This is a genomic window from Kitasatospora sp. Ki12 (assembly GCF_054601375.1).
This window is the reverse complement of sequence record NZ_BAAIHT010000001.1, coordinates 1,307,127-1,331,065: the sequence shown is the minus strand read 5'-3', so window position 1 is coordinate 1,331,065 and position 23,939 is coordinate 1,307,127. Positions and strand designations below refer to the sequence as shown.

Sequence of the window (23,939 nt, the reverse complement as noted above, 5' to 3'; positions counted from 1 at the left end):
TCACGCGCCGGGGCGCTCAGCGCCTCAGGGGGCGTGGGCGAGGCGGCGCGCGCCGTCGGGCGACCGAGGTCGTTCAGTCGCCGGTCAACGGACGCCCACCCGGGAGGCGGGAACCCGCCCGCCCGTGCCCCGGCCCGCCGCCGTACGGGCGCCGGAGCGGGCAGTGGCGGCCGGGGCGGCCCCGGCGCCTTGGGATGAACGGTTCTGCTGCGTCGGCAGGCCGTTCTGCACGTCCATCACGGCGTGCGCGACCATCCCGCCGAGCGGGTCGTACCGGATCAGGTCGCGCAGCCGTGACCGCGAGGACCGGCCCTCGTTGCCCGGGTACAGGTGCTTGCCCAGGCCCACCGAGTGGGCGAGCGCGGCCAGTGCGGCGGTCCGCGGGTCCGGCGGCACACCGGTGCGGATCGCGGTGTCCAGCCGCTGCTTGATCGCGGCGTTGGTGCAGTCGTCGGACGCCTGGTACCGGGTCGTCGGCAGCACCCCGCACACCTGGCCCGGCACGGCCGTCACCATGCCGCAGCGCTCCAGGTGCGCCAGATAGGTCTGTCGCAGCCCCAGCCGTGGCCCTCCGATCCAGTGCGCCGCGCGGACCGGACTGCCGCGTCGGCGCAGCAGTTCCAGTGCGTGGTCAAGGGTCGGGTCGCCGGTCGGCCGTGCAAGCACGACTGCGATCCGGTCTCCCTCCGGTACGATCCGTCCGGCCAGGGACAGCTCGACGAGCTGGGCCCCGGCGAGTCCGAGGTCGAGGGTCTGCGGCTGCGCCGTGGTACCCGTGGTCGGGTCCAAAGCGAGCAGCAAGAGTTCCTCGGGAACAGTTCTGCGGCTCTTGCCCATCCAAGCCTCCCCGCGTGGATGAGAGACAGGGTGACGCCTCTCACACGGGCTTGTCGAGTACGCCTCCGAATCGTGACCTTGCGGTGAAGGCGCGGAACCGGCGGCCGCGGGCCCGGCGTCTGACCGGTGAACAGGCCGCGGTCCGGCCGTGCGGCGGCAATAAGCGCCGGTCGGGCGGGGTGTGCGCGGTGGGAACGGCCGCCGGTGGCGGAGACTGTACAGGTACACGGGGCGGGGCGTCGGCTTCCCGAAATCGGGTTCGCCGGTGCCCCGCCGGGCGTTGAGGAGGCTGGGATACGTGGGCGAGTCCCCCGACAGGGTGCTGAGGGACGGCGAGCGGGAGCGGGACCGCGAGCGCGAACGGACCGGTGCGACGGCGGCCGGTGCCGCCGGGGCCGCCGGGCCGGTCGAGTCCGCGGAGCCGGTCGGGAGCGCGGCTTCCGCGGAAGCCGCGGACTCCTCGGCGGGTGGGTCCGGCCCGGACGCTGCCGGGGCGACCGCCGAAGCCGCCTCGGACGGCACCCCGGACAGCTCTGCGAAGACCTCCGGCGAGGCGCGCCCGAAGACGTCGGGGGAGGCGTCGGCGAAGGGGGCCGACGGCGCTCCGGCGGCGGGGGCCAAGGCCGGCTCGACCGTGCAGCTCCGCGTCCGGGATGTGGACAGCAAGACGACGATGCTGCGGCTTCCGGTGGACAACAGGACCACCGCGCTGCGGCTGCCCGACGAGCTGGTGAAGGCCGCCGGCAAGGGGAGTTCGGGTGGTGAGGGGGAGAAGAAGGAGTCGCCGTCGGCGGCCGCCGGCGTGAAGGAGCCCGCCGAGCGTCCGTCCACGACCGACCCCCGTCTCGCCATGCGGACGGCCGCGGCGGCCGCCGCTGCCGCGGGGAAGGCGGCGGAGAAGGGGGACGCGAAGGGGGAGGAGAAGGCGGCCGAACCCGCCGACGCCGACACCGGATCGGACACCGGAACGGACGCCGGATCAGGGGCCGTCGAGAGCGCTGACGAGTCGGCCACGACGGCTGAGAAGACCGAGAAGGCCGAGAAGACCGAGAAGGCTGAGAAGACCGAGAAGGCCGCGAAGACCGGGCAGCCGGAGAAGGCCGCGAGCGCCGCGGCCGCCGAGGGTGCCGAGGGTGCCGAATCCGACGAGCCCACCGAGTCCGGCGAGCCCACTCCCGCCGACGCCGCCCCCGTCACGCTGACCACGACCGGGCAGCCGGGTCAGAAGCCGGGCCAGGCCGAGAAGCTGGAGAAGCCCAAGCCGCTGCGCGCCCCCGCCGCCCCGGCGGCCGGGACGGTGCCCGAGCCCCCCGAGCCGGCCCCCCTCCCCGAGCCCGAGCCCGCGCCGGAGCCGGCCCCCAGGCCCAAGCCCGCGCCCGTGCCGGCGCCGGTCCCCCCGCCGAAGCCGCTGCCCGAGCCCGACCCGCGGCCGGTGCCCCCGGTCCCGCCGCTGCCCGCGCCCGAGCCGCTGCCCGCCCCGGAACCGCTGCCCTCGCCGGAGAACACGGCGGAGGCGATGGAGGTGCTGGCCACCCTCAACGCCCGGCCGGTCTCGCCGCTGCGCCGCGCCCTCAAGCGGGTCACCATCTGGACCGTCTTCCTCGCCGTGGTGCTCGGCGCGGCCGTGGTGGCCCAGCTGCTGCGCCCGCTGCCGGACCCCAAGACGAAGATGACCGCCACCGGCAGCTACAACTTCTCCGGTGACCAGCTCGACGTCGCCTGGCCGGCCAAGGGCCAGTCCGCCGCCGAGGTGGTCGGCGTCGGCAGCCTCGGCAGCTCGGGCCAGGAGACGCCGGCCTCGATCGCCAGCGTCACCAAGGTGATGAACGCCTATCTGATCCTGCAGAAGTTCCCGCTGAAGAAGGGCGAGAGCGGCCCGAAGATCACCGTCGACAAGCAGGCCGCGCAGGAGTCCGGCAACGCCGACGAGTCCCGGGTGACGCTCACCGAGGGCCAGGTGCTCACCGAGTACCAGGCGCTGGAGCTGCTGATGCTGCCCTCGGCCAACAACGTGGCCCGGCTGCTCGCCCGCTACCACTCCGGCTCCGAGGACGCGTTCGTCAAGCTGATGAACGACACCGCGGCCAAGTTCGGCATGACCAACAGCATCTACGCGGACCCGGCGGGCTACAACGCGGACACCAAGTCCACCGCCAAGGACCAGCTGAAGCTGGCCGAGCAGGTCATGCAGGACGAGATCTTCCGGCAGATCGTCTCCACCCCGGAGACCAACTTCAACAACGTGAAGATCCCCAACACCAACAACCTGATCAACCCGAAGACCGGCGTCATCGGCATCAAGACCGGCTCCAGCACCCCGGCCGGCGGCTGCCTGATGTGGGCCGCCTACAAGGAGATCGGCGGCGTGAAGCGGCTGATCCTCGGCGTCACCCTGGGCCAGCCGGCCACCTCGTCCGCCCCGGGCGACGGGATCCTGCCGACCGTGCTGAAGGTCAGCGGCAAGCAGATCCAGGCCGCGCAGAACGGCCTGACCGGCCAGACCGTGGTGAAGAAGGGCGACGTCGTCGGCTCGGTGGACGACGGGCTCGGCGGCAAGGTCCAGGTCGTGGCGACCAAGGACCTGACGGTGGCCGGCTTCCCCGGCATCTCCGGCACGGTCACCCTGGACGCGTCGAAGATCGGCCACACCGAGAAGGCGGGCAAGGAGGTCGGCGTGCTGCGGGTGGGCGCCGGCGAGGACAAGGTGGAGGTCCCGGTGGCCCTCCAGGCGGACCTCAACCCGCCGTCCATCCAGTCCCGGCTGCTGCGCACGCTGTGAGCCGGCGGAACCGCTGAGCGGCCGAGGCCGCTGAAAGCGGTTGGGCCGCCGCGGGAACAACGAAGGGGAGCCGGTACGGACCGGCTCCCCTTCGGCGTTCCCGCGTCCCTGTCCCCGTCCCGGTCCGCCTCCGTGATCAGGTGGTGGGGTCGAGCAGCGCGAGAGTGAACCCGCCCAGCGGCGTCACCTGGTCCGGGGCGCCGTACCGGGTCCGGAGCACCTGGGCCTGGTCCGTCGGCATGGCGCCCAGCGGGTCCGCGGTGTCGCCGAGGACCAGCAGCCAGATCCGGGACGCCGGGCCCAGGCAGTCCTCCGGCGCCGGGCAGGGCGTCGGCGACAGGTCCTCGGCGTCGTCGGCGCTCCGCGCCACGAAGACCGGGTACGGCCGGACGTCCGACGGCAGGTAGTAGCCGACGCCGGGCCAGACCATCGCCCAGGACTGGTCGCCCAGCGGGGCCGCCATCCCGTCCCCGGCGCGGTAGCCCGCCGCGATGGTCCGGGCGGCGGCCTTGTACGGCTCCTCCGAGTCGTTGTGCGAGCCGACGTACCGCACCGGGGGCTGCGCGGGCAGGGCCGCCACGGCCGGCACGGCGAGCAGCGCACCCGCCAGCAGCCCGGCCGCCGCGACCGCCCGCCGGGGCGTCGTCCCGCGCCGCGCGCGGGCCGCCACCGCCCCGTACACCGCCCCGACCCCGCCCCCGGCCAGCACCGCCCAGGCGGGCACCGTGAACAGCAGGTACCGGTCGATGAAGTACGAGGTGCCGCCCAGGCGCGACACCAGCCAGACGGCCAGCACCGGCAGCTCGGCGAGCAGCAGCACCTGCCAGGCCTGCAGCCGCCGGCCGGGCAGCGCCAGCGCCGGGAGCGCCAGCAGCACGAAGGCGAAGAAGACCAGGTCCGAGCCGAACAGGTGCTGGCCGAACTCGGCCAGGCGACGGAGCGACGGCGTGGTTATCCAGCCGAGCTGCCGGTCCGACTGGCGGCTGCCCAGCAGGACCACCGGCAGCACCGGCACCGCCGCGACCGCGACCGCCAGCGGGTACCGCCACAGCAGCCGCCGGTCCGCCGCCGCCCGGGTGCGCCACAGGTGCAGCCCGACCAGGGCGACCTGTCCGGCCACCGTGCTCAACGAGATCAGGTGCCCCGCGCCCGCCAGGGCCATCGCGGCGCTGTAGGGCGCCCAGCGCCGCCAGGTCGGCCGCTCCAGCGCCCGCAGCAGGAAGAAGGCGGCGGCCGCGACCGCGCAGGTCACCAGCGCGTACGAGCGCGCCTCCTGGGCGTACCGGGAGACCAGCGGCACCACCGCGAACAGCAGCCCGGCGCCGACCGCCGCCACCCGGCCGCCGAACAGCCGCCGGGCGGTGAGCGCCACGAACGCGGCCGCCCCCGCCATCGCCAGGACGGACGGTGTCCGCAGCGCCACCGTCGAGTCGCCGAACACCGCGGTCCAGCCGTGCATCAGCAGGTAGTAGACGCCGTTGCTGGCGTCTATGTGCTGGAGCAGCCGCAGCAGGTCGCCCAGCGAGCGGGTGGCCACCGTCGCGGTCGCGATCTCGTCCCGCCACAGGTCCGGCGTCCCGAGCCGGTAACCGCCCACCGCCAGCGTCACCAGCGCCGGCCACCACCACACCTGCTCCAACAGCCGGACGACCGGGCGCACAGCAGGTCTCATCTGGTCCTTCGTCTCCTTTGCGCGGTGTGCCGGGGCGGATCGGGCACATTCCGGCAGGCTACTTGACCCGCCCTGACGCCCCGTCGGCACCCACGCCCCCGTACGCATCCCGTCCACCACACCGCTCCGCACCCCCGATCCGGTACGCTGTGACCGGCCTCGTCACAGCCGGGCCACGCCTCAGTAGCTCAGGGGATAGAGCACGGCTCTCCTAAAGCCGGTGTCGCAGGTTCGAATCCTGCCTGGGGCACATTCACGCGGGTCGCAGGCCCCCGCCCACTCCGGGCGGGGGCCTGCGCCGTTTCCCCGGGGCAGCCCGACCACCGGCCCGGTTCAGGACAGCTTGATCCGGGTGCGGGGCTCGGTCGGCCGGCCGGCTGCCAGGGCGAGGTCGGCGAGGAGGGTCTCGTTCTCGCGGGTGGTGCGCAGGACGGTCGGGTCGAGGTCGACGACGACGACCTCGCGGCGGTCCTCGCTCGCCTCGGCGAGCAGGCGGCCGTCGGGGCCCCAGACCGCGCTGCCGCCGCAGGTGTGCCAGGGGCCGGTGCGGCCGATGTGGTTGGCGAGCACCGTGTAGAGGGTGTTGTCGAGCGCCCGGGCCGGGAACCAGACGCGGGACTCGTGGTGGCCGTGGCCCCTGCTGAACAGCGCGCCGACCAGGTAGGCATGGCAGCCGTCGAGGGCGGCGGCGCGGGCGTGCTCGGGGAAGCCGGAGTCGTAGCAGACGCCCAGGCCGAGCCGCCAGCCGTCCAGTTCCAGGGTGCAGCCGGCCGTCCCGGGGCGGTAGAGGTCGCGTTCGGTCTTGAACAGGTACTGCTTGTCGTAGCGGGTGACCAGTTCGCCGTCCGCGCCGAGGACGAGGGCGGAGATCCGCAGATCGGCACCGTCCTGGACGGCGGCGCCGACGACGGCGACGGTCCCCGTCTCCCGGCAGGCGTCGGCGATCGGCGCGAGGCGGGGATCGCCGGGCTGGACGGTGTACTCGCGCGGGTCGGCGCGGATCAGCTCGGGCTCGTACCCGGAGAGGAACTTCTCGGTGAACAGCACCAGCCGGGCACCGGCCCCGGCGGCCTCGCGGATCAGCTCGGCGGCCTGGACGGCGTTGGCGGCTATGTCGCCGGCCACGGCCTGGGCCTGGACGGTGGCGATCCGCAGCGGCCGCTCGGGGTATCCGGCGGCGGCGGAGGCGGGAACAGGGGTGGTGGACATGGCCGTCACGCTAGCCGAGGGCCGAGGGACGGTGACGGGCCCTCAGCGGGCGGTCCGGTTCGGCCGGTCGGCGGTCCCGTCGCGCACACCGCCGTCGAGTGAGACGTCGTCGAGTGCACCGTCGCCGAGGGGGGTGTCGTCCAGCGGGTCGGCGGTGCGGGGCGGCCGGACGGAGGGCACGATGACCCGCTGGACCCTGGGCCTGGTGCGCCAGTTGACCCGCCGCACGTCACGGGCGAGCGCGCCGGGCCGCCAGAGCTCGATCACGGTGGTCACGGCGCCCAGCACGAACCCGGCGGCGAGCCAGCCGCCCAGGACGTCGCTGGGCCAGTGCACGCCGAGCGCGACCCGGGTCCAGCCGATGGTCAGCACGGTGACGGCCGCCACCGCGCAGGCGGCGATCCGGCCCCGGCGGCCGACCCGGTACCAGAGCAGGCCGACCAGCACGGCGCAGGTGATCGCCGAGGCCATGGCGTGGCCGGAGGGGAAGGCCGGGCCGCCGGCGTGCGAGACAGGGTCGGAGAAGGTGGGCCGATCGCGGTCGAAGGCCAGTTTCAGGGCCCACTGGCCGCCCCAGCCGACCAGGGTCTGGGCGGCCACCCAGCCGGCCAGGACCCGGGCGCCGATCAACCAGAGCCAGACGGCGGCGATCCCGAGGAGTGTACGCATCGTGATGGTGCCGCCGATGTCCGAGAGCGTCTGCACCGCGGCGGTCCAGATCCGGTGGTCCCGGGCGTAGGTGTGCAGTTCGCCGATCCACTCCTGGTCGAAGCTGATCAGCGGGTGCCAGTGGCTCGTCACCAGGGCCGCCAGGAGGCCGAACAGCGCGGCACAGCCCGCCGCGAGTGCGGCGTCCCGAAGGAGACTGCGGTTACGCGCAGTGACGGAGGTCGTGCTGTTGGTCAGGTGCATGGCTGACACCTTCCCAGTGTCCCGTGCGGATCAGGAGCTCGAGTGATAGCGATTTGGCATCGTTTGTGAGGAGGTCCTGCGCGCGCGGGGGCGTGGGCGCGGGCGGAAGCGGGGGCGCATGGGAACGCCGGCGCCCGTTCGCGGGTTCAACGAAGAGGCGACGCGCACGTGAGGGTCGAGTGAAGAAAACTCCCCCGGAGCGGTCGGATGAGGGCACGGGATGTGCCCGGGTGGTCACCGAGCGTCCAAAGTCGGGGTGAAAACCGGCAGGATACTGCATCTCGCGGAAGAATCTGAGTGACTTGGGAATGTTGTCCGGAATCTGTTCGTTGGATCGTTACGTGTGAGCCCCGCGGGGCCCGCACTTCTTGCCCTCCGGGCAGGCAGGCAGACCTCGGCAACCACCAGCAAAGGGAGCAAGCATGGCCACCCGTGCCGTCGTTCGCGACAGGGCCGACCGGACTCGCGCGGCCCGCCCGACCAACTTCGAGGCCGACCGTGACCTGGTCGGCATGTACCTCGACGAGATCGCCAGGACGCCCCTGCTCGATGCCGCCGAGGAGGTCGAGCTCTCGCTGCGGATCGAGGCCGGCGTGTACGCCCAGCACCTGCTGGAGGGGGACGAACTCCCCAGCGGCGCCACGCGCGAGGAGCTGGAGGCGATAGCCGCCGACGCCGAGCGCGCCAAGGACGTCTTCATCCGCTCCAACCTCCGGCTCGTGGTGGCGGTCGCCCGCCGTTACCCGCGCAGCGGCCTCCCGCTGCTGGACCTCATCCAGGAGGGCAACGCGGGCCTGGTGCGCGCCGTCGAGAAGTTCGACTACGCCAAGGGCTTCAAGTTCTCCACGTACGCGACGTGGTGGATCCGGCAGGCGATCACCCGGTCCATCGCCGACCAGTCCCGCACCATCCGGCTGCCCGTGCACCTGGTGGAGGAGCTGGGGCGGATCCGCCGGGTGCAGCGCGAGAAGTCCAAGGAGCTGGGCCGCGAGGCCGAGCCGGCCGAGATCGCGGCCGAGTTGGACACCACCGAGGCCCGGATCAAGGACGTGCTGGACTGGGCGCGCGACCCGGTCAGCCTCAACATGTCCGTGGACGACGAGGGCGAGACCCAGTTCGGCGACCTGGTGGAGGACACCGGGGCGACGTCCCCCGAGGACGCCGTGATGGTCATGCTCCGCCGTGAGGAACTGGACGGCCTGATCGGGCGGTTGGACGACCGCACGGCCTCGATCATCCGGTCCCGCTACGGGATGGAGGACGGCCGCGAGCGCACCCTGACCGAGGTGGGCAAGCAGCACGGCCTCACCCGTGAGCGGATCCGCCAGATCGAGAAGCACGCGCTGGCCGAGCTGAAGAAGATCGCCGACCATGCGGGCTTCGAGGCCGCCTGACCCAGACCGCCTGACCCAGGCGCCAGCCCCAGGCCCCGGCCCCAGGCACCGACGGCCTGCCGAGCCCCACCCGGGCCCTGATGCGGAGCGCTCCGCACCAGGGCCCGAGGCGTGCCGCGGGGCTCTTAGGCTGGAGGGTAGGACGTGACGGGCAGGGCGATGTGAGCGACGGAGTGGACAGGGTGAGCGAGCGGGAACAGGAACGGCCGACGGACCAGGCCCAGGACCAGGACCGGCCCCAGGCGCTGGAGCACCGGAGCCAGGACCAGGCCCGCCGGAAGGAGGCCGCGGCCAAGGCCCGGCTGGTCTTCCGGGACCCGCTGGACCAGCAGTCGCGGGACGACACCGATGCCGGCTGGAGCGAGGGCTCCGGAGCGGGAGGAAGCGGTGGGCGGGGGCTGGACTGGTACCTGAGCCAGCGCCCGCCGCACCACGGGGACTGAGGGAACGGGCAGGGAAACGTACCGGGACGGACGGTCCGCGCCTCAGCGCATCGGCGCGACCAGTGCGTCGCGGATCTCGGTCAGCAGTTGGACCTCCTTGGCCTCTGCCTCCGCCGCCTCCTCGGCGAACGACGTGCGGCGGGCCGCCATCCGGTTCATGGGCACGATCAGGACGAAGTAGACGACGGCCGCGGTGATCAGGAACTGCAGGACGGCGCTGAGCACCGACCCCCACAGGATGAGGATTCCGGACGTGACCTCACCGGTCGGGCTCACCTCGCAGGGCCCCTTGAGGCAGGAACTGTAGGAACCCAGGTCCTTCGTTCCGAACACACCGACGATCGGGTTGATCACGCCCTTGACGAAGGCGTTGACGATGCTGGTGAACGCCGCGCCGATGACCACGGCGACGGCGAGTTCGACGACATTTCCGCGCAGCAGGAATTCCTTGAAGCCCTTCATGCCGCCTCGAACGACGAAGTCGTCGCCAGGTCACGGGTGATCTTCCGCGGCTCCGAATTGACAACCCGTCCGGCCCAGCGCACCCCCGCCGGTCGGCGGCAGCCCGGCCCGGGCGGGCCCGAACGCGAGCGCCGCGGCCACCGCGAGCAGCACCAGCGCTGGCACCCCGGACCGCCGCGCCGCGCTGCGCCAGCGGTGCCAGCCGCCGCACCCGCGCCGGATCGGCGGGAAGCCGGGCAGCTCCTGCCGGGGCGGTACGGCGGGCGCGGGCAGTGGGACGGAGAAGCTCACGGTCGTCATGGACGCACCTCCGGGGGTTCGGGTGGCCGGCCCCGGTGGACCGGCTGACGACCCCCACGATGCGCACCCCGGACGGCTCCGGGAAGCCGTTTCCCCCAGCCTGTGGACAACCCGCCCCCGCGGACGGCTCCGTACACCCGCACGGGTGGATCCGACCCGCCCGAGGTGTCGGAAGCGGTACGGCGGGACGCCGGGACGAGGAGACGCCGGCACGCGAAGGCGCCGGAACGCGGAAAGGCCCGTCGGCCCCGCGTGGAAGCGGGGCCGACGGGCCTTCCGAGGACGTGCTGGGCGCCCGGGTCGTCTCCGCCCCGGGAGCGGCGTCAGCTCGCGGCCGGAGCCGGGCTGGACGGGGCCGAGGAGCCCGTGCTCGGCGCGGGCGACGGGGTGGACGACGTCGAGGACGTCGAGGACCCGGAGCTGACCGAGCTGCTGGAGGAGGAGCGGCTGTCGGTCCGGTAGAAGCCGGAACCCTTGAACACGACACCCACCGCAGAGAAGACCTTGCGGAGCCGTCCCTGGCAGTCGGGGCACGTGGTCAGCGCCTCGTCGGTGAACTTCTGCACCGCCTCCAGGCCGTTGCCGCACTCGGTGCACTGGTACTGGTACGTGGGCACTTGTCTTCCTCCTGGCACTCTCGCCTGATGAGTGCTAACGATGGTCAATGATGCGGTATTCCGCTGGATCAGTCCAGCGACTCCGGTGTGACATGCGACCGGGCCCGGCCGCTCGACCACCGCCCGCACGCGGCCCCCGCCCGTGCCCCGCTCAGCCCTTGGCCGCCCCCACCAGCTGCTGGGCGCCCCCACGCTCGCCGGAGCCCGCCGCCGCGCCGGTCCCGGCGCCCACCGCCGAGCCCGCGACGATCCGGGTCGATCCCGCCCCGGGCGCCACCAGCAGGTGCCGCATCGAGTACAGCGCGACCAGGCCCAGTCCGGCGCCGATCACCGGCACCAGGAACCCGGTCGACGGGCCGTGGCCGTCGATCAGCTTCCCCGCCGCCATCGAGCCGACCGCGAGGCCGAGGCCGATGGCGCCGGTCAGCCAGGTGAAGGCCTCCGTCTTGGCGCCGTCCGCGACCAGCGTCTCGACCAGGGTGTAGCCGCTGATCAGGGTCGGCGCGATGGCCAGGCCGCAGACCAGCCCGGCGACGGTCAGCGCGACCAGGTTCGGCATCGCCCACAGCGTGGAGCAGCCCAGCACGAGCAGCGCGTAGCTCATCAGCATCCGCTGCTGGACGGGCCGCCGCCAGGCGATCACGCCGTACAGCACGCCGGCCAGCATCGAGCCGCCCGCGAAGATCCCGTACACGGTGCCGCCCGCGCTGTGCTGCCCGACCGAGTCGGCGAAGGCGTTCACCGAGACCTGCATGCCGCCGAACACCGCGCCGACCCCGAGGAAGGTCCCGGCCAGCAGCCGGACGCCGGGGGAGGCGAGCGCCGAGGCGCGCTTGGTGCCGGGCTGCGGCACGATCCGGGCGGGGGCGGTGCGCCGCTGGGCGGCGAAGGCCAGGCCGCCGACGAGGGTCAGCGCGGCCTCGGCGGCCAGGGCGGTCGCCGGGCTGGCGAGGGCCGCGATGCCGGAGGCCAGGATCGGGCCGATCACGAAGGTGAACTCGTCCGTCACGGACTCGAAGGCGAAGGCGGTGCTGACCCGGGCCGCCGAGGCGTCGGACGGGCCGTCGGCGGTGAACCGGGCCACCCAGCGGGCCCGGACCATCGCGCCGATCTGCGGCACGCTCGCGCCGGCCGGGACGGCGGCCAGGAACAGGCTCCAGGCCGGCGCGTGCCCGAGCGCCAGCGCGATCAGCGCGCCGACCGAGACGGCGTGCACCAGCACGGTCGGGACGAGCACCGAGGCCTGCCCGTACCGGTCGGCCAGTCGCCCGGTCTGCGGCCCGATCAGGGCCTGGGCGACGGCGGCGACGGCGGTGACGGTGCCGGCGGTGCCGTACGAGCCGTGGGTCTGGGTGACGAGCAGCAGGATGCCCATGCTGAGCATCGCGTACGGCAGTCGTGCGACGAGGGCGGGTGCCAGGAAGGTCCAGGCTCCGGGGGTGCGCAGCAGCTCGCCGTACCCGACGCGGGCGGGGGGCTGGGCTGCGGTGGTGTCCGCGCTGGTGTGCGCGGCGTTCTCGACCGTTCGGCGGGCCGTCACGGTCGGTCCTTCCTGCTGCCTGGTAGCGCGGCAGGGCATGGTGGAGCCCCGACGGCGCCGAGAGTCGTCCTCTCGCGCGTCGACCGGGGTAGATACCGGGTCGGCCCGGTGGTTACCGGGGTCGGACCGCGGCCGCCGAGCGGTCGCGCCAACTCTGCGTCAGGCAGATGCTGGGGTGGTCTAGCGGTGGTTATACGGCGTGGTCGAACCAGCATACAGTTACGCGCGTAGATTCCGCCAGTCCACCCCAGTCCCACGGGCCCCACGGGACCCGCCCGGCACCGCTCGGCCGGGCCGGCCCACCCCGCTCGGCCGGGCCGCCCGTCACCGCCCGTTGAGCCACCCGGCGAGCTTGCCGCCCTTGTCCACGGCCCGCAGCCGCCGCTCCGCGGCCTCGCCGACCTCGTCCGTGGTGACCACCAGCAGCTCGTCCCCGCCGCGCAGCACCGTCGCCTTGTCCGGCACGAAGGAGTTCCCCTCGCGCACGATCAGGGTGACCGCCGCGCCCTTGGGCAGCCGCAGCTCGCCGATCTCCACGCCGGACATCCGGGAGGCGGGGGAGAGCGCGACCGACAGCAGGTGCCCGTGCAGCTTCTCCAGCGGGGCGGACTCGATGCCGAGGTCCTGGCCCATCGAGCCCTCGCCGATCCGCAGCCGCTTGGCCACCCAGGGCAGGGTCGGCCCCTGGAGCAGGGTGAAGACGACGACGAGGATGAAGACGATGTTGAACACGTCCTCGGCCCGGTGCGCCCCGGACACCACCGGGATGGTGGCCAGCACGATGGGCACCGCCCCGCGCAGCCCGGCCCAGCTCAGCAGCGCCTGTTCACGGGCCGGCACCTTGAACGGGGTCAGCGAGGCGACCACCGAGAGCGGCCGGGCCAGGAAGACCAGCACCGCGCCTATGACCAGCGCGGGCACCACCGCGGAGCCCATGGTCGCGGGCGTGCAGAGCAGGCCGAGCAGCACGAACATGCCGATCTGCCCGATCCAGGCGAGCCCGTCGGCGAAGCCGCGGACGGCCGGTCCGTGCGGCAGCTTGGAGTTCCCGAGGATCACCGCGCAGATGTAGACGGCGAGGAAGCCGGAGCCGTGCAGCAGCGCGCCGCCCGCGTAGGCGAGCACGGTGAGCGCCATCACGGCGATCGGGTAGAGGCCCGAGGAGGGCAGCGCGACGTGCTTGAGCCCGAAGGCGCCGAGCTTGCCGACGGCGAAGCCGATCGCGGCGCCGATCGCCAGCTCGGCGAGGATCGTGCCGATCAGGACGTACCAGGGGTCCAGCTCCCCGGTGGTGGCGAAGGCGACGACCAGGATGACCACGGGCGCGTCGTTGAAGCCGGACTCGGCCTCCAGCAGGCCGGTGAGCCGGTGCGGCAGCGGGACCATCCGCAGGACGGAGAAGACGGCGGCCGCGTCCGTCGAGGAGACGATGGCGCCGAGCAGCAGGCTGGTGCGCCAGTCCAGGCCGACCAGCCAGTGCGCGCCGGCCGCGGTGGCGAACACGCTGATGCCGACGCCGAGGGTGGCGAGCACGGTGGCGGCCGGCATCACCGGCTTGATCTCGCGCCAGCTGGTCTTGAGGCCGCCCTCGGCCAGGATCACCACGAGCGCCGCGTAGCCGATCACCTGGGTGAGTTCGGCGTTGTTGAACGTGAGGCCGATCCCGTTCTGGCCCAGCGCCACGCCGATCCCCAGGTAGATCAGCAGGCTGGGCAGCCCTGACCGGGTGGAGATCCGGACGGCGACCACCGCGAAGAGCAGGATCACGGACGCTTCGAGGAGCAGCTGGTTCAGATGGGCGACGTTCACGCAGGGGCACCTCGGGCAGGCATGGGCGGGCGGGGTGTCTGGCGGTGCAAAGGGGGTGGCCCGTTAAGAAGGCGTCAATGCTCCTCTTACGGATCGTTACTCAGTCTAACATTTTGCCATATCTTTAGCTTGGTCCCCCGTTCACAGTGCCCGGCCGACTCGGCCTAATGTGGTGCCCTGCCACGGCCGCAGGCCCTGGACACGCCCCGCCCGCCCCGAAGTCAGGACCGCAAGGACCCAGATGCCCCGCTCGAAGAAGTTCCGGCGCGCCCGTCTGTTCGTGATCGTGCTGGTCGTGCTGATGGTGGCCGGCGTCGGCTACGGCGGCTACCGCGGGGTCTCCGCGGTCCGCGCCTCCTTCCCGGAAGTGGACGGCAGCGTCAAGGTCGCGGGCCTGAGCGCGCCGGTCGACGTGAAGCGGGACGCCAACGGCATCCCGCAGCTGTACGCCGACACCTCCGAGGACCTGTTCCGCGCCCAGGGCTACGTCCAGGCGCAGGACCGTTTCTGGGAGATGGACGTCCGGCGGCACATCACCGCCGGCCGGCTCTCCGAGATGTTCGGCGACGGCCAGGTCGACACCGACACCTTCATCCGCACCATGGGCTGGCGGCAGGTGGCGCAGAAGGAGTACGACACCAAGCTGTCGCCGGAGACCAAGAAGTACCTCCAGTCCTACGCGGACGGCGTGAACGCCTGGCTCGCCGAGCACCCCGGCGGCGCCCAGGCCTCGCTGGAGTACGCCCTGCTCGGCGTCGTCAACAGCGGCTACAAGCCCGAGCAGTGGACCCCGGTCGACTCGGTGGCCTGGCTCAAGGCGATGGCCTGGAACCTCTCCGGGAACCTCCAGGAGGAGATCGACCGCTCGCTGCTGGCTCAGGACTTCACCCCGGACAAGATCGCCGAGCTGTACCCGGACTACCCGTACGCCCGCAACGGCACGATCGTGAAGACCGGCACCGTGAACGGCGACACCTACCGTCCCGCCGACGGCTCCCCGCAGCCGGGCAACGGCACCGCCACCACCCAGGGCGCGGCCACCACCAAGGCGCTGCTGCAGGGCCTCACCGACCGGATCGACGGGATGCCGCAGCTGCTCGGCCGCCCCGGCCAGGGCATCGGTTCCAACTCCTGGGTGGTCGCCGGGTCCCACACCACCACCGGCAAGCCGCTGCTGGCCAACGACCCGCACCTCGGCCCCGGCCTGCCCTCGGTCTGGTACCAGATGGGCCTGCACTGCCGGACCGCCTCCCCGGCCTGCCAGTTCGACGTCTCCGGCTTCACCTTCGCGGGCATGCCCGGCGTGGTGATCGGCCACAACAAGGACATCGCCTGGGGCTTCACCAACCTCGGCGCCGACGTGACCGACCTCGTCCTGGAGAAGGTCACCGGCCCGGAGACCTACCAGGTCGACGGCAAGGACGTGAGGTTCGACCTCCGCAAGGAGACCATCAAGGTCGCCGGCGGGGACGACCGCACCATCACCGTCCGCACCACCCAGACCGGCGCCCCGCTCATCTCCGACCAGCGGACCGAGCAGCAGAACGTCGGCAAGTACGCCCCCAACGGCACCTCCGCCCCCGACCGCGGCACCAGCGGCTACGGCGTCGCCCTGCAGTGGACGGCGCTCAGCCCCGGCAAGACGATGGACGCCGTCTTCGCGCTGGACAAGGCCAAGAACTGGGACGAGTTCCGCGCCGCCGCGAAGGACTTCGCCGTCCCCGCCCAGAACCTGATCTACGCCGACGCCAAGAACATCGGCTACCAGGCCCCGGGCACCATCCCGGTCCGCGGCAAGGGCGACGGCACCTACCCCGCGCTGGGCTGGGACTCGGCGTACCAGTGGAAGGACCCGATCCCCTTCGGCGCGCTGCCGTGGAGCCTCAACCCCTCCTCCGGCTACATCGTCACCGCCAACCAGGCCGTGGTCGACCAGAGCTACAAGTACAGCCTGACCAAGGACTGGGAGTACGGCACCCGCGCCAAGGAGATCACCGACCAGCTCGACGGCCTGCTCAAGAACAACGGCAAGATCTCGCCGGACGACATGCAGACCCTGCAGCTGGACAACACCAACGTGATGGCCAAGACGCTGGTGCCGCTGCTGCTCAAGCAGCAGATCGACGACCCGTACGTGCGCGAGGCCCAGGACCTGCTGAAGGACTGGAACTACCACCAGGACGCCGACTCGGCCGCCGCGGCCTACTACAACGGCGTCTGGCGCCAGCTGCTCACCCTCGCCTTCGGCCAGAAGTTCCCGGCCGACGTCCGCGCCAAGGACAACTGCCTGCTGGTCCGCCAGCAGGACGACCCGACCAAGCCGGACAGCACCACCAAGATCGTCACCGAGTGCGGCACCCGCGACCCGGGCAAGGCCCAGCCGGACGGCGGTGACCGCTGGACCGAGGTCGTGCGTCAGCAGCTGGAGAAGCCCGACAGCTCGTGGTGGACCTACATCGACTCCCAGCACAACGTCCAGAAGGGCCTGGACAACCTGCTCAAGGAAGCGATGAAGAACGCCCGCCAGGAGCTGACCTCGCTGCTCAGCAAGGACATCTCCACCTGGAGCTGGGGCCGCCTGCACAAGCTGGAGCTGAAGGAGCAGACGCTCGGCACCGACGACTCCTCGATCGCCTCGCCCGTGCTCCACAAGCTGCTCAACCGCGGCCCGTACCGGCTCTCCGGCGGCTCGGCGGCGGTCGACGCGGCCGGCTGGAACGCGGCGGCCGGCTACCAGGTGGACTGGATCCCGTCGATGCGCATGGTGGTCGACCTCAACGACCTCGACTCCTCGCGCTGGGTCAACGTCGGCGGCGCCTCCGGCCACGCCTTCCACGACAACTACAACGACCAGACCGACCTCTGGCTCAAGGGCAAGCTGCTCACCTGGGCCTTCGGCCCGGACGCGGTCGAGAAGGCCACCAAGCACAAGCTGGTGCTCACCACCGGCTGACGCCCACCGGCTGACGCCCACCGGGGCTGAGGCCCGAACGGCCCCCGGCGGCCCCGTTCCCCTGCGCGAGGGGGGCGGGGCCGCCGCCGTTCCCGGGTCAGCCCAGCGTCCGCACCCCTGAGGGCGTGACCGCCAGGTCCACCGGCAGGTCGTGCGGCTCGGCCGGCACCCCCTCCAGCAGCTCGTGCTCGTACAGCAGCACCGCCAGCACCGGCCGCACGCCCGCCCGGTCCAGCCGGGCCAGCACCCGGTCGTAGCTGCCGCCGCCCCGGCCCAGCCGCAGCCCGCCGCGGTCCACCGCCAGGCCCGGCAGCAGTACCACCGCGGCCTCCGTCACCGCCTCGGGCCCGAGCCGCGGCCCGACCGGCTCCAGCAGCCCGCGTCCGGCCGGGGCGAGGCCCTCGGGCCCGGCGTACTCGGCCCAGTCCAGGTCGTTGTCGGGAAGCAGCACCGGCAGGAGCACCCGCACCCCCTCCTCGCGCAGCGCGTCCAGCAGCGGCCTCGTCCCGGGCTCCGCCCCCACCGAGACGTACGCGGCCACGGTGGCGCCCCGCGCGGCCAGCTCCCAGGCGTGCCCGGCCAGCGCGAGCGCCGCCTCCGCGCGCTCCTCGGCGGACAGTCCGCGCCGCTCCGCCAACAGCCGTGTCCTCAGGTCGCTCTTCTCGTTGTGCATCGGATCCTCCACGTCTCCAGACCGTCGACGCGCAGAGCCTGCCACGCGAAAGGGCGCCCCGATTGTCCACCCCGCTGCTGGTCCAGGCCCTGGCCGGGCTGAGCGTCCCCGCACTGGCCGGCGCCACCGTCCTCGGACTGCGGGTACGGCGGGACGCGGCCCGCGCCGCCGCCGGGGCGGAGCGGCAGCGCGAGCGGATCGCCGAACTGGAGGACCGCTGCGCCGAACTGGAGCGCACCGCCTCCTGCGACCCGCTCACCGGCGTGTGGAACTACCGCCACCTGCAGCTCACCCTGGACCGGGAGATCGAACGGGCCCGCCGCGCCGAGCACACCGACCAGGGCGAGGGCCCCCGCCCGCTCGCCGTGCTGATGCTGGCGATCACCGGCTTCGAGGCGGTCATCGCCGAGCACGGCCGCGGCCGGGCCAACGCGATACTGCGCGACCTCGCCCAGCGCCTCGCGATGGAGATCCGCCGGGCCGACACCCTCGGCCGCTACAGCGGCGAGGAGTTCCTGGTGGTGCTGCCCGACACCGGCGCCGAGGGCGCCGCGCAGGTCGCCGAGCGACTGGTCTGGTCGGTCCGCCGCCACCTGCTGCTCGACTGGTCCTCCGGACCGCGCGAGGCCCGCCCGGCGCACGGCAACGGGCTCACCGCCGCCGCCGGGGTCGCCGTCCTGCCCGAGGACGGCACCCACGCCGCCGTCCTGCTGCGCGCCGCCGACACGGCGCTCGCCGAGGCCCGGGCGGCCGGCGGCGACTGCTGGCGGGTCTCGCCGCGCCCCGGGGACCGACCCGTGCACCGACCGGCGGACCGACCCTCCGAACGGCCCGCCGCCGGGCTCCCGGTACCGGTCACTTCCGGCCCGGAGCACGGTCCGGCTGCCGAACGTGACCATTCGGGAAAGCCGGGTAGTCTGTCGGCCTGTGCCGGAGGGGACCCCCTCGCCCAGCCGGTCCCTTCCCATACGCCAGCCAGTGTGGCCGTGCCCCGAGACGTGCTGTCCTAGCCGTCCGACCGCGCTCGGCCCGGCGAAAACGTGCCTGAGTAAGGTAAACGCATGACGACGACCAACCCCCGAGTTCCGGTAACCAAGGCCGTGGTACCCGCGGCCGGACTGGGCACCCGCTTCCTCCCGGCGACCAAGGCCACCCCGAAGGAGATGCTGCCGGTCGTCGACAAGCCGGCCATCCAGTACGTCGTCGAGGAGGCCTCCGCCGCGGGCCTGTCCGACATACTGATGGTCACCGGCCGCAACAAGCGCGCCCTGGAGGACCACTTCGACCGCGCCTACGAGCTGGAGGAGCTGCTGGCCCGCAAGGGCGACGAGCAGCGCCTCGCCCGGGTCCGGGAGTCCGTCGAGCTGGCCAACATGCACTACGTCCGCCAGGGCGACCCGAAGGGCCTCGGCCACGCCGTCTCGGTCGCCGAGCAGCACGTCGCCGGCCAGCCCTTCGCCGTCCTCCTCGGCGACGACCTGATCGACCCGCGCGACCCGCTGCTCTCCCGGATGATCGAGGTGCAGCAGGAGCTCGGCGGCTCGGTCGTCGCCCTCATGGAGGTCGACCCCGCCCAGATCCACCTCTACGGCTGCGCCGCCGTCAAGGCGAACGGCTTCGGCGAGGACGTCTTCCAGGTGACCGACCTGGTCGAGAAGCCCGAGCCCGGCGAGGCCCCCTCGAACTACGCCGTCATCGGCCGCTACGTCCTCGACCCGCTGGTCTTCGACGTGCTGCGCGAGACCCCGCCCGGCCGCGGCGGCGAGATCCAGCTCACCGACGCCCTGCGCGAGCTCACCACCCGCGAGTCGGCGGACGGCGGCCAGGTGCACGGCGTGCTCTTCAAGGGCCGCCGCTACGACACCGGCGACCGCGCCGACTACCTGCGCGCTATCGTCCGTCTGGCCGCCGAGCGCGATGACCTGGGCCCGGAGTTCCGCTCCTGGCTGCGGGAGTTCGTCGGCTCCGAGATGCAGGACTGACACGACAGAGAGCGAGCCGCCGATGACCGGGTCCACCGAGCACAGCACCACGCCCGCAGCCTGCTGCGACGCCGGAACGGACCCGGCACCGGCGGCCCCCCGCCTCTGGACCGTCGACGAACACCTCGCCGACGTGCTGGCCGCCGTCGGCCCGCTGCCCGCGATCGAGCTCCAGCTGCTCGACGCCCAGGGCTGCCGCCTCGACGAGGACGTGGTCGCCGACGGTGACCTGCCGCCCTTCGACAACAGCTCGATGGACGGCTACGCGGTCCGCACCGCCGACACCGAGGGCGCCACCGACGCCTACCCCTCGGTGCTCCCCGTGGTCGGCGACATCGCCGCCGGCGCGGGCGAACTGCCCAAGGTCGGCCCCGGCCAGGCCGCCCGGATCATGACCGGCGCCCCGCTCCCGCCCGGCGCCACCGCCGTCGCCCCGGTCGAGTGGACCGACGGCGGCACCGGCACCGGAGTGGCCGCCGCCGCGATGACCGCGCCCGTCCCGGACGAGGAGGTCCGCGTCCTGCGCCCGGTCGCCGAGGGCGCGCACATCCGCCGCCGCGGCAGCGACGTCGCGGCCGGCACCAAGGTCCTGGACGCCGGCACCCGCCTCGGCCCCACCCAGCTCGGCCTGCTCGCCGCCATCGGCCGGGCCACCGTGAAGGTCCGCCCGCGCCCGCGGGTCGTGGTGCTCTCCACCGGCAGCGAACTGGTCCAGCCCGGCGAGCCGGTCGGCCCCGGGCAGATCGCCGACTCCAACAGCTTCACCCTCACCGCCGCCGCCCAGGAGGCCGGAGCCATCGCCTACCGGGTCGGCGCCGTCCCCGACGACGCCGACCGGCTGCGCGCCGTCCTGGAGGACCAGCTCGGCCGGGCCGACCTGATCGTCACCAGCGGCGGGGTCAGCGTCGGCGCGTACGACGTGGTCAAGGAGGTCTTCGAGAGCTACGGCGGCGTGGACTTCCGGAAGCTGCGGATGCAGCCCGGCAAGCCGCAGGGCTTCGGCCGGATCGGCGGCGAGGCCGGAGTGCCGCTGCTCGCCCTGCCCGGCAACCCGGTGAGCGCCTACATCTCCTTCGAGCTCTTCGTCCGCCCGGTCATCCGCACCATGCTCGGCGCCCCCGACGTGCACCGCCCGGTCGTCCGCGCGCTCTGCCCGGTGGCGCTGCGCTCCCCGGCCGGCCGCCGGCAGTTCCTGCGCGGCCGCCACTCGGCGGCGGACGGCACGGTCGAGCCGGTCGGCGGCGCCGGGTCCCACCTGGTCGGCGCGCTGGCCAGGGCCGACTGCCTGATCACCGTCCCGGAGGACGTCACCGAACTGCCCGCCGGCAGCGAGGTGGACGTCGTACTGCTGGACTCCTGACCGCACCCGGCCGTCGACACGGGCTCAGGGCGCCCGGAGGCGAGCGGGCGTGTCCCAGCGCTGTACGGTAGCGCGGTACTTCGACCTGCGCGCCCCTGGAGTTACCCGTGACGACACCTCCCCCCGGCGACCGCCTGACCCACGTCGACGACCAGGGCGCGGCCCGGATGGTCGACGTCTCCGAGAAGGCCACCACCGCGCGCACCGCCGTCGCGGCCGGGCGGGTGAGGGTCTCCCCGAAGGTGGTCGAGCTGCTGCGCGGCGAGGGCGTGCCCAAGGGCGACGCCCTCGCGGTGGCCCGGATCGCCGGGATCATGGGCGCCAAGAAGACCCCGGACCTCGTCCCGCTCTGTCACCCGATCGCCGTCTCCGGGGTCAAGGTCGACCTGGCCGTCACGGACGACGCGGTGGAGATCACCGCCACCGTGCGGACCGCCGACCGCACCGGCGTCGAGATGGAGGCGCTGACCGCCGTCGCGGTGGCCGGGCTGACCGTGATCGACATGGTCAAGGCGGTGGACAAGGGCGCCGCGATCGAGTCCGTCCGGGTGCTCAGCAAGACCGGCGGCAAGAGCGGCGACTGGTTCGCGCCGGAGGTGGCGGAGTGAGCGCCGGAGGCCGGAGCATGAAGGCGCTGGCGGTCACGGTCTCCAACCGGGCCTCGGCCGGGGTCTACGAGGACAAGGGCGGCCCGCTGCTGGTGGCCGGCCTGACCGCGATGGGCTTCACCGCGGACGGCCCCCGGGTCGTCCCGGACGGCGAGCCGGTGGAGGCCGCGCTGCGCGAGGCGGTCGCGGCCGGCTACGACGTCGTGCTGACCACCGGCGGTACCGGCATCTCGCCGATGGACCTCACCCCGGAGATGACCGCCAGGGTGATCGACCGGCAGGTCCCCGGCATCGCCGAGGCCATCCGTGCGTACGGCCGCGAGAAGGTGCCGACCTCGGCGCTCTCCCGCGGGCTGGCGGGGCTGGCCGGACGTACCCTGATCGTCAACCTGCCGGGTTCGACCGGTGGCGTCAAGGACGGCCTGGCCGTCCTGGAGCCGCTGCTCGCCCACGCCGTCGACCAGCTCGGCGGCGGGGACCACCCCCGGCCCGACGCCTCGGCCCCCGGGGCTCCAGCACCCGGGAGAACGCACTGAACGCCGGCTGGCCGGTAGAGCTCCAGGAGGGGGAGGTCGTGCTGCGCCCGATCCGGGCCCGCGACCAGCGTGAGTGGCAGGAGGTGAGCCGCCGCAACCGGGACTGGCTGCGGCGGTGGGAGGCCACCGTGCCGCCCGGCCCGGCGGGGCAGGCGGCCGGGCCCCGGCCGACGTACCGGCAGATGGTCCGCTTCCTGCGGAGCGAGGCCTCGGCGGGCCGGATGCTGCCCTTCGTGGTGCTCTACAAGGGCCAACTGGTGGGCCAGTTGACCGTCGGCGGGATCACCTGGGGGTCGATGTGTTCGGCGAACATCGGTTACTGGGTCGACGAGGCGGTGGCCGGCCGGGGCATCATCCCGACCGCCGTGGCGCTTTCGGTGCACCACTGCTTCCGGGGCCTCGGTCTGCACCGGATCGAGGTCTGCATCCGCCCGGAGAACGGCCCGAGCCGCCGGGTGGTGGAAAAGCTCGGCTTCCGCTCGGAGGGAATCCGCCCGCGCTATCTCCACATCGACGGGGACTGGCGTGACCACCTCGTCTACGCGCTGACCGACGAGGAGGTCCCGGAGGGGATGCTGGAGCGCTGGCGGGACCTCAGTTCCGGCCGCGAACCGGGTAATTGAATATATGTTCGAAAGAAATATCGATATGGCATCGGCCCGGTGGCGGACCGTCACAAATACCGGCAAAATAGTCGGAGAATCAGCTTGATCACACGACACGCCGCGCCAAATTGCTGCCAGGCCTTCCCCGGCGCCCGTACGGTGTGAATCGTGAGCAGTAGCGGCCTTATCTACGCGGTCATCGTAGGGGCCTGGGCCGCCTATCTGGTGCCGATGTGGCTCCGCAGGCAGGACGAACTCAACGAGGCGCGCCCGACGGAACGCTTCAGCACCGCCATCCGCCTGCTGGCCGGGCGTTCGGCGATGGAGCGACGGGCGGCCCGGGCCCTGGGCGACGAAGCGCGTGACGACGAGCACGGCGACGACGGCCCTCCCGGACGGGACGGGGCCGACTCCGGCGACCCCGTGGCGCGGGAGCCCGAACCCCCGGTGGAGCGCCCGGCCGAACGGCCCGCCCCGGTGCCGCAGGCCGGGGTCGAGCGCCGGGCGCGGCTGCTGGCCCGCCGGCGCCGGATGGTCACCGCCCTCTTCCTCTCCTTCGCGCTCGGCGCGGTGGTCGCGGCGGTGGCCGGACTGGCCTTCCTCTGGGTCCCGGCCGTCCCCGCGGTCCTCCTCACCCTGTACATCGGCCACCTGCGCAAGCTGGAGCGCCAGCGCTTCGAGGTGAAGCTCGACCGCGTCCGGGCCGCCCAGGCGGCCGAGCGGCTGCGCAAGCGCGAGCGGCAGCGGGCCGAGGCCCCGGCGGCCGCCGCCCCGGCCGAGCCGCCCGTCGCGGCGGAGCCGGCCCCGGCCGCCCCCGCCGGGCAGCGGGCCGGGCGCCGCCCGCACCTGCGGCTGGCCGTCGACCCGGAGGAGGCCACCGTCTCGGTGCCCTCCGCCTCCGCGGTGGCCGAGGCGACCGAGCACGAGGAGTGGGTCGACGGCATGCGCGAGCGCGGTGCGGCCGGCCCGGACTCCTGGGAGCCGGTGCCCGTCCCGCTGCCGACCTACGTCACCGCTCCGGTCGCCCCCCGGGTCTCCCGCGGCCTCGACCTGTCGGCCCCCGGCACCTGGACCGCGGGCCGCCCCGCCGAGTCCCGCAACACCCCGCTCTTCGACCAGTACGCCGAGCCGCAGGCCTCCGAGCCCCGGCCCCGCGCGGCCAACGAGTGATCCGGGGCCCGTCCCCGGGCCGGGGCCACCCCCGACCAGGGCCGCGTCCCGGGGGGTGGTCACGGACCCCCTCCGAAA

21 protein-coding genes and 1 tRNA gene are annotated in these 23,939 nt (G+C 73.4%); 12 read left to right on the top strand and 10 right to left on the bottom strand.

The features are described 5' to 3' along the window. Positions 1-84: 84 nt before the first annotated feature. On the bottom strand, positions 85-837 hold the full coding sequence (locus ACYP53_RS05620; RefSeq protein ID WP_459646778.1) for a GOLPH3/VPS74 family protein: 753 nt from the start codon (positions 835-837) through the stop codon (positions 85-87). Positions 838-1,135: 298 nt separating this feature from the next. On the opposite strand from ACYP53_RS05620, the gene ACYP53_RS05615 reads away from it, so the two are divergent. Then, positions 1,136-3,616: a hypothetical protein gene (locus ACYP53_RS05615; protein ID WP_459646777.1), complete on the top strand. Its 2,481-nt coding sequence runs from the start codon at positions 1,136-1,138 to the stop codon at positions 3,614-3,616. A 136-nt stretch (positions 3,617-3,752) separates the two neighbouring features. On the opposite strand, the gene ACYP53_RS05610 is transcribed toward ACYP53_RS05615, so the two are convergent. After that, a complete protein-coding gene (locus ACYP53_RS05610; RefSeq protein ID WP_459646776.1) occupies positions 3,753-5,288 on the bottom strand; it encodes a glycosyltransferase family 39 protein in 1,536 nt (511 codons plus the stop codon). A 177-nt stretch (positions 5,289-5,465) separates the two neighbouring features. Here ACYP53_RS05610 and ACYP53_RS05605 point away from each other — a divergent pair. After that, positions 5,466-5,538 (top strand) — tRNA-Arg (locus ACYP53_RS05605). An 83-nt stretch (positions 5,539-5,621) separates the two neighbouring features. Here the strand turns inward: ACYP53_RS05605 and ACYP53_RS05600 are convergent. Continuing rightward, entirely contained in the window at positions 5,622-6,497 is an 876-nt protein-coding gene (locus tag ACYP53_RS05600; RefSeq protein WP_459646775.1) for a carbon-nitrogen hydrolase family protein, read from the bottom strand. A gap of 42 nt (positions 6,498-6,539) precedes the next feature. Next, positions 6,540-7,409, bottom strand: a complete 870-nt coding sequence (locus ACYP53_RS05595) for a phosphatase PAP2 family protein (RefSeq protein ID WP_459646774.1) — start codon at positions 7,407-7,409, stop codon at positions 6,540-6,542. Between the two features lie 422 nt (positions 7,410-7,831). On the opposite strand from ACYP53_RS05595, the gene ACYP53_RS05590 reads away from it, so the two are divergent. Continuing rightward, complete coding sequence (locus ACYP53_RS05590) at positions 7,832-8,803, top strand: sigma-70 family RNA polymerase sigma factor (RefSeq protein ID WP_189925211.1); 972 nt, start codon at positions 7,832-7,834, stop codon at positions 8,801-8,803. Positions 8,804-8,985: 182 nt separating this feature from the next. Further along, complete coding sequence (locus ACYP53_RS05585; protein WP_459646773.1) at positions 8,986-9,246, top strand: hypothetical protein; 261 nt, start codon at positions 8,986-8,988, stop codon at positions 9,244-9,246. Positions 9,247-9,288: 42 nt separating this feature from the next. On the opposite strand, the gene mscL is transcribed toward ACYP53_RS05585, so the two are convergent. The 5 genes from mscL to ACYP53_RS05560 form a co-directional block, all read right to left on the bottom strand. Then, positions 9,289-9,708: a large conductance mechanosensitive channel protein MscL gene (mscL, locus tag ACYP53_RS05580; RefSeq protein WP_189925214.1), complete on the bottom strand. Its 420-nt coding sequence runs from the start codon at positions 9,706-9,708 to the stop codon at positions 9,289-9,291. 30 nt (positions 9,709-9,738) lie between these two features. Further along, positions 9,739-10,008: a hypothetical protein gene (locus ACYP53_RS05575; protein WP_459646772.1), complete on the bottom strand. Its 270-nt coding sequence runs from the start codon at positions 10,006-10,008 to the stop codon at positions 9,739-9,741. A gap of 323 nt (positions 10,009-10,331) precedes the next feature. Beyond that, positions 10,332-10,625: an FmdB family zinc ribbon protein gene (locus tag ACYP53_RS05570; protein ID WP_459646771.1), complete on the bottom strand. Its 294-nt coding sequence runs from the start codon at positions 10,623-10,625 to the stop codon at positions 10,332-10,334. A 151-nt stretch (positions 10,626-10,776) separates the two neighbouring features. Next, positions 10,777-12,165 carry an MFS transporter gene (locus ACYP53_RS05565; protein ID WP_229929194.1) on the bottom strand — a complete coding sequence of 463 codons (1,389 nt, stop codon included), beginning with the start codon at positions 12,163-12,165 and terminating at the stop codon, positions 10,777-10,779. A 324-nt stretch (positions 12,166-12,489) separates the two neighbouring features. Then, positions 12,490-13,974, bottom strand: a complete 1,485-nt coding sequence (locus tag ACYP53_RS05560; RefSeq protein WP_189925222.1) for a potassium/proton antiporter — start codon at positions 13,972-13,974, stop codon at positions 12,490-12,492. A gap of 241 nt (positions 13,975-14,215) precedes the next feature. Between ACYP53_RS05560 and ACYP53_RS05555 the strand changes: the two genes are divergently transcribed. Next, the gene (locus ACYP53_RS05555) at positions 14,216-16,927 is read left to right on the top strand and encodes a penicillin acylase family protein (RefSeq protein WP_459646770.1); all 2,712 of its coding nucleotides are present in this window, start codon (positions 14,216-14,218) and stop codon (positions 16,925-16,927) included. A gap of 97 nt (positions 16,928-17,024) precedes the next feature. Here the strand turns inward: ACYP53_RS05555 and ACYP53_RS05550 are convergent, their stop codons facing one another. Next, positions 17,025-17,600 carry a 5-formyltetrahydrofolate cyclo-ligase gene (locus tag ACYP53_RS05550; RefSeq protein WP_459646769.1) on the bottom strand — a complete coding sequence of 192 codons (576 nt, stop codon included), beginning with the start codon at positions 17,598-17,600 and terminating at the stop codon, positions 17,025-17,027. Positions 17,601-17,662: 62 nt separating this feature from the next. On the opposite strand from ACYP53_RS05550, the gene ACYP53_RS05545 reads away from it, so the two are divergent. The 7 genes from ACYP53_RS05545 to sepX all read left to right on the top strand — a co-directional run bounded on the left by ACYP53_RS05545 (position 17,663) and on the right by sepX (position 23,861). Continuing rightward, positions 17,663-18,610, top strand: coding sequence for a GGDEF domain-containing protein (locus tag ACYP53_RS05545; RefSeq protein WP_459646768.1), 948 nt, complete (start codon positions 17,663-17,665; stop codon positions 18,608-18,610). 51 nt (positions 18,611-18,661) lie between these two features. Next, entirely contained in the window at positions 18,662-19,582 is a 921-nt protein-coding gene (gene galU, locus ACYP53_RS05540) for a UTP--glucose-1-phosphate uridylyltransferase GalU (RefSeq protein WP_189925236.1), read from the top strand. A 22-nt stretch (positions 19,583-19,604) separates the two neighbouring features. Beyond that, positions 19,605-20,942: a molybdotransferase-like divisome protein Glp gene (gene glp, locus ACYP53_RS05535; protein ID WP_189925238.1), complete on the top strand. Its 1,338-nt coding sequence runs from the start codon at positions 19,605-19,607 to the stop codon at positions 20,940-20,942. A gap of 167 nt (positions 20,943-21,109) precedes the next feature. Next, a complete protein-coding gene (moaC, locus tag ACYP53_RS05530) occupies positions 21,110-21,550 on the top strand; it encodes a cyclic pyranopterin monophosphate synthase MoaC (protein WP_229929201.1) in 441 nt (146 codons plus the stop codon). 17 nt (positions 21,551-21,567) lie between these two features. Beyond that, complete coding sequence (locus ACYP53_RS05525; RefSeq protein ID WP_459647954.1) at positions 21,568-22,086, top strand: MogA/MoaB family molybdenum cofactor biosynthesis protein; 519 nt, start codon at positions 21,568-21,570, stop codon at positions 22,084-22,086. After that, positions 22,083-22,709: a GNAT family N-acetyltransferase gene (locus tag ACYP53_RS05520; RefSeq protein ID WP_189925262.1), complete on the top strand. Its 627-nt coding sequence runs from the start codon at positions 22,083-22,085 to the stop codon at positions 22,707-22,709. Before ACYP53_RS05525 ends, ACYP53_RS05520 begins: the two co-directional genes overlap by 4 nt. A 150-nt stretch (positions 22,710-22,859) precedes the next feature. Beyond that, a complete protein-coding gene (gene sepX, locus ACYP53_RS05515; RefSeq protein WP_459646767.1) occupies positions 22,860-23,861 on the top strand; it encodes a divisome protein SepX/GlpR in 1,002 nt (333 codons plus the stop codon). The last annotated feature ends 78 nt before the right edge of the window (positions 23,862-23,939 follow it).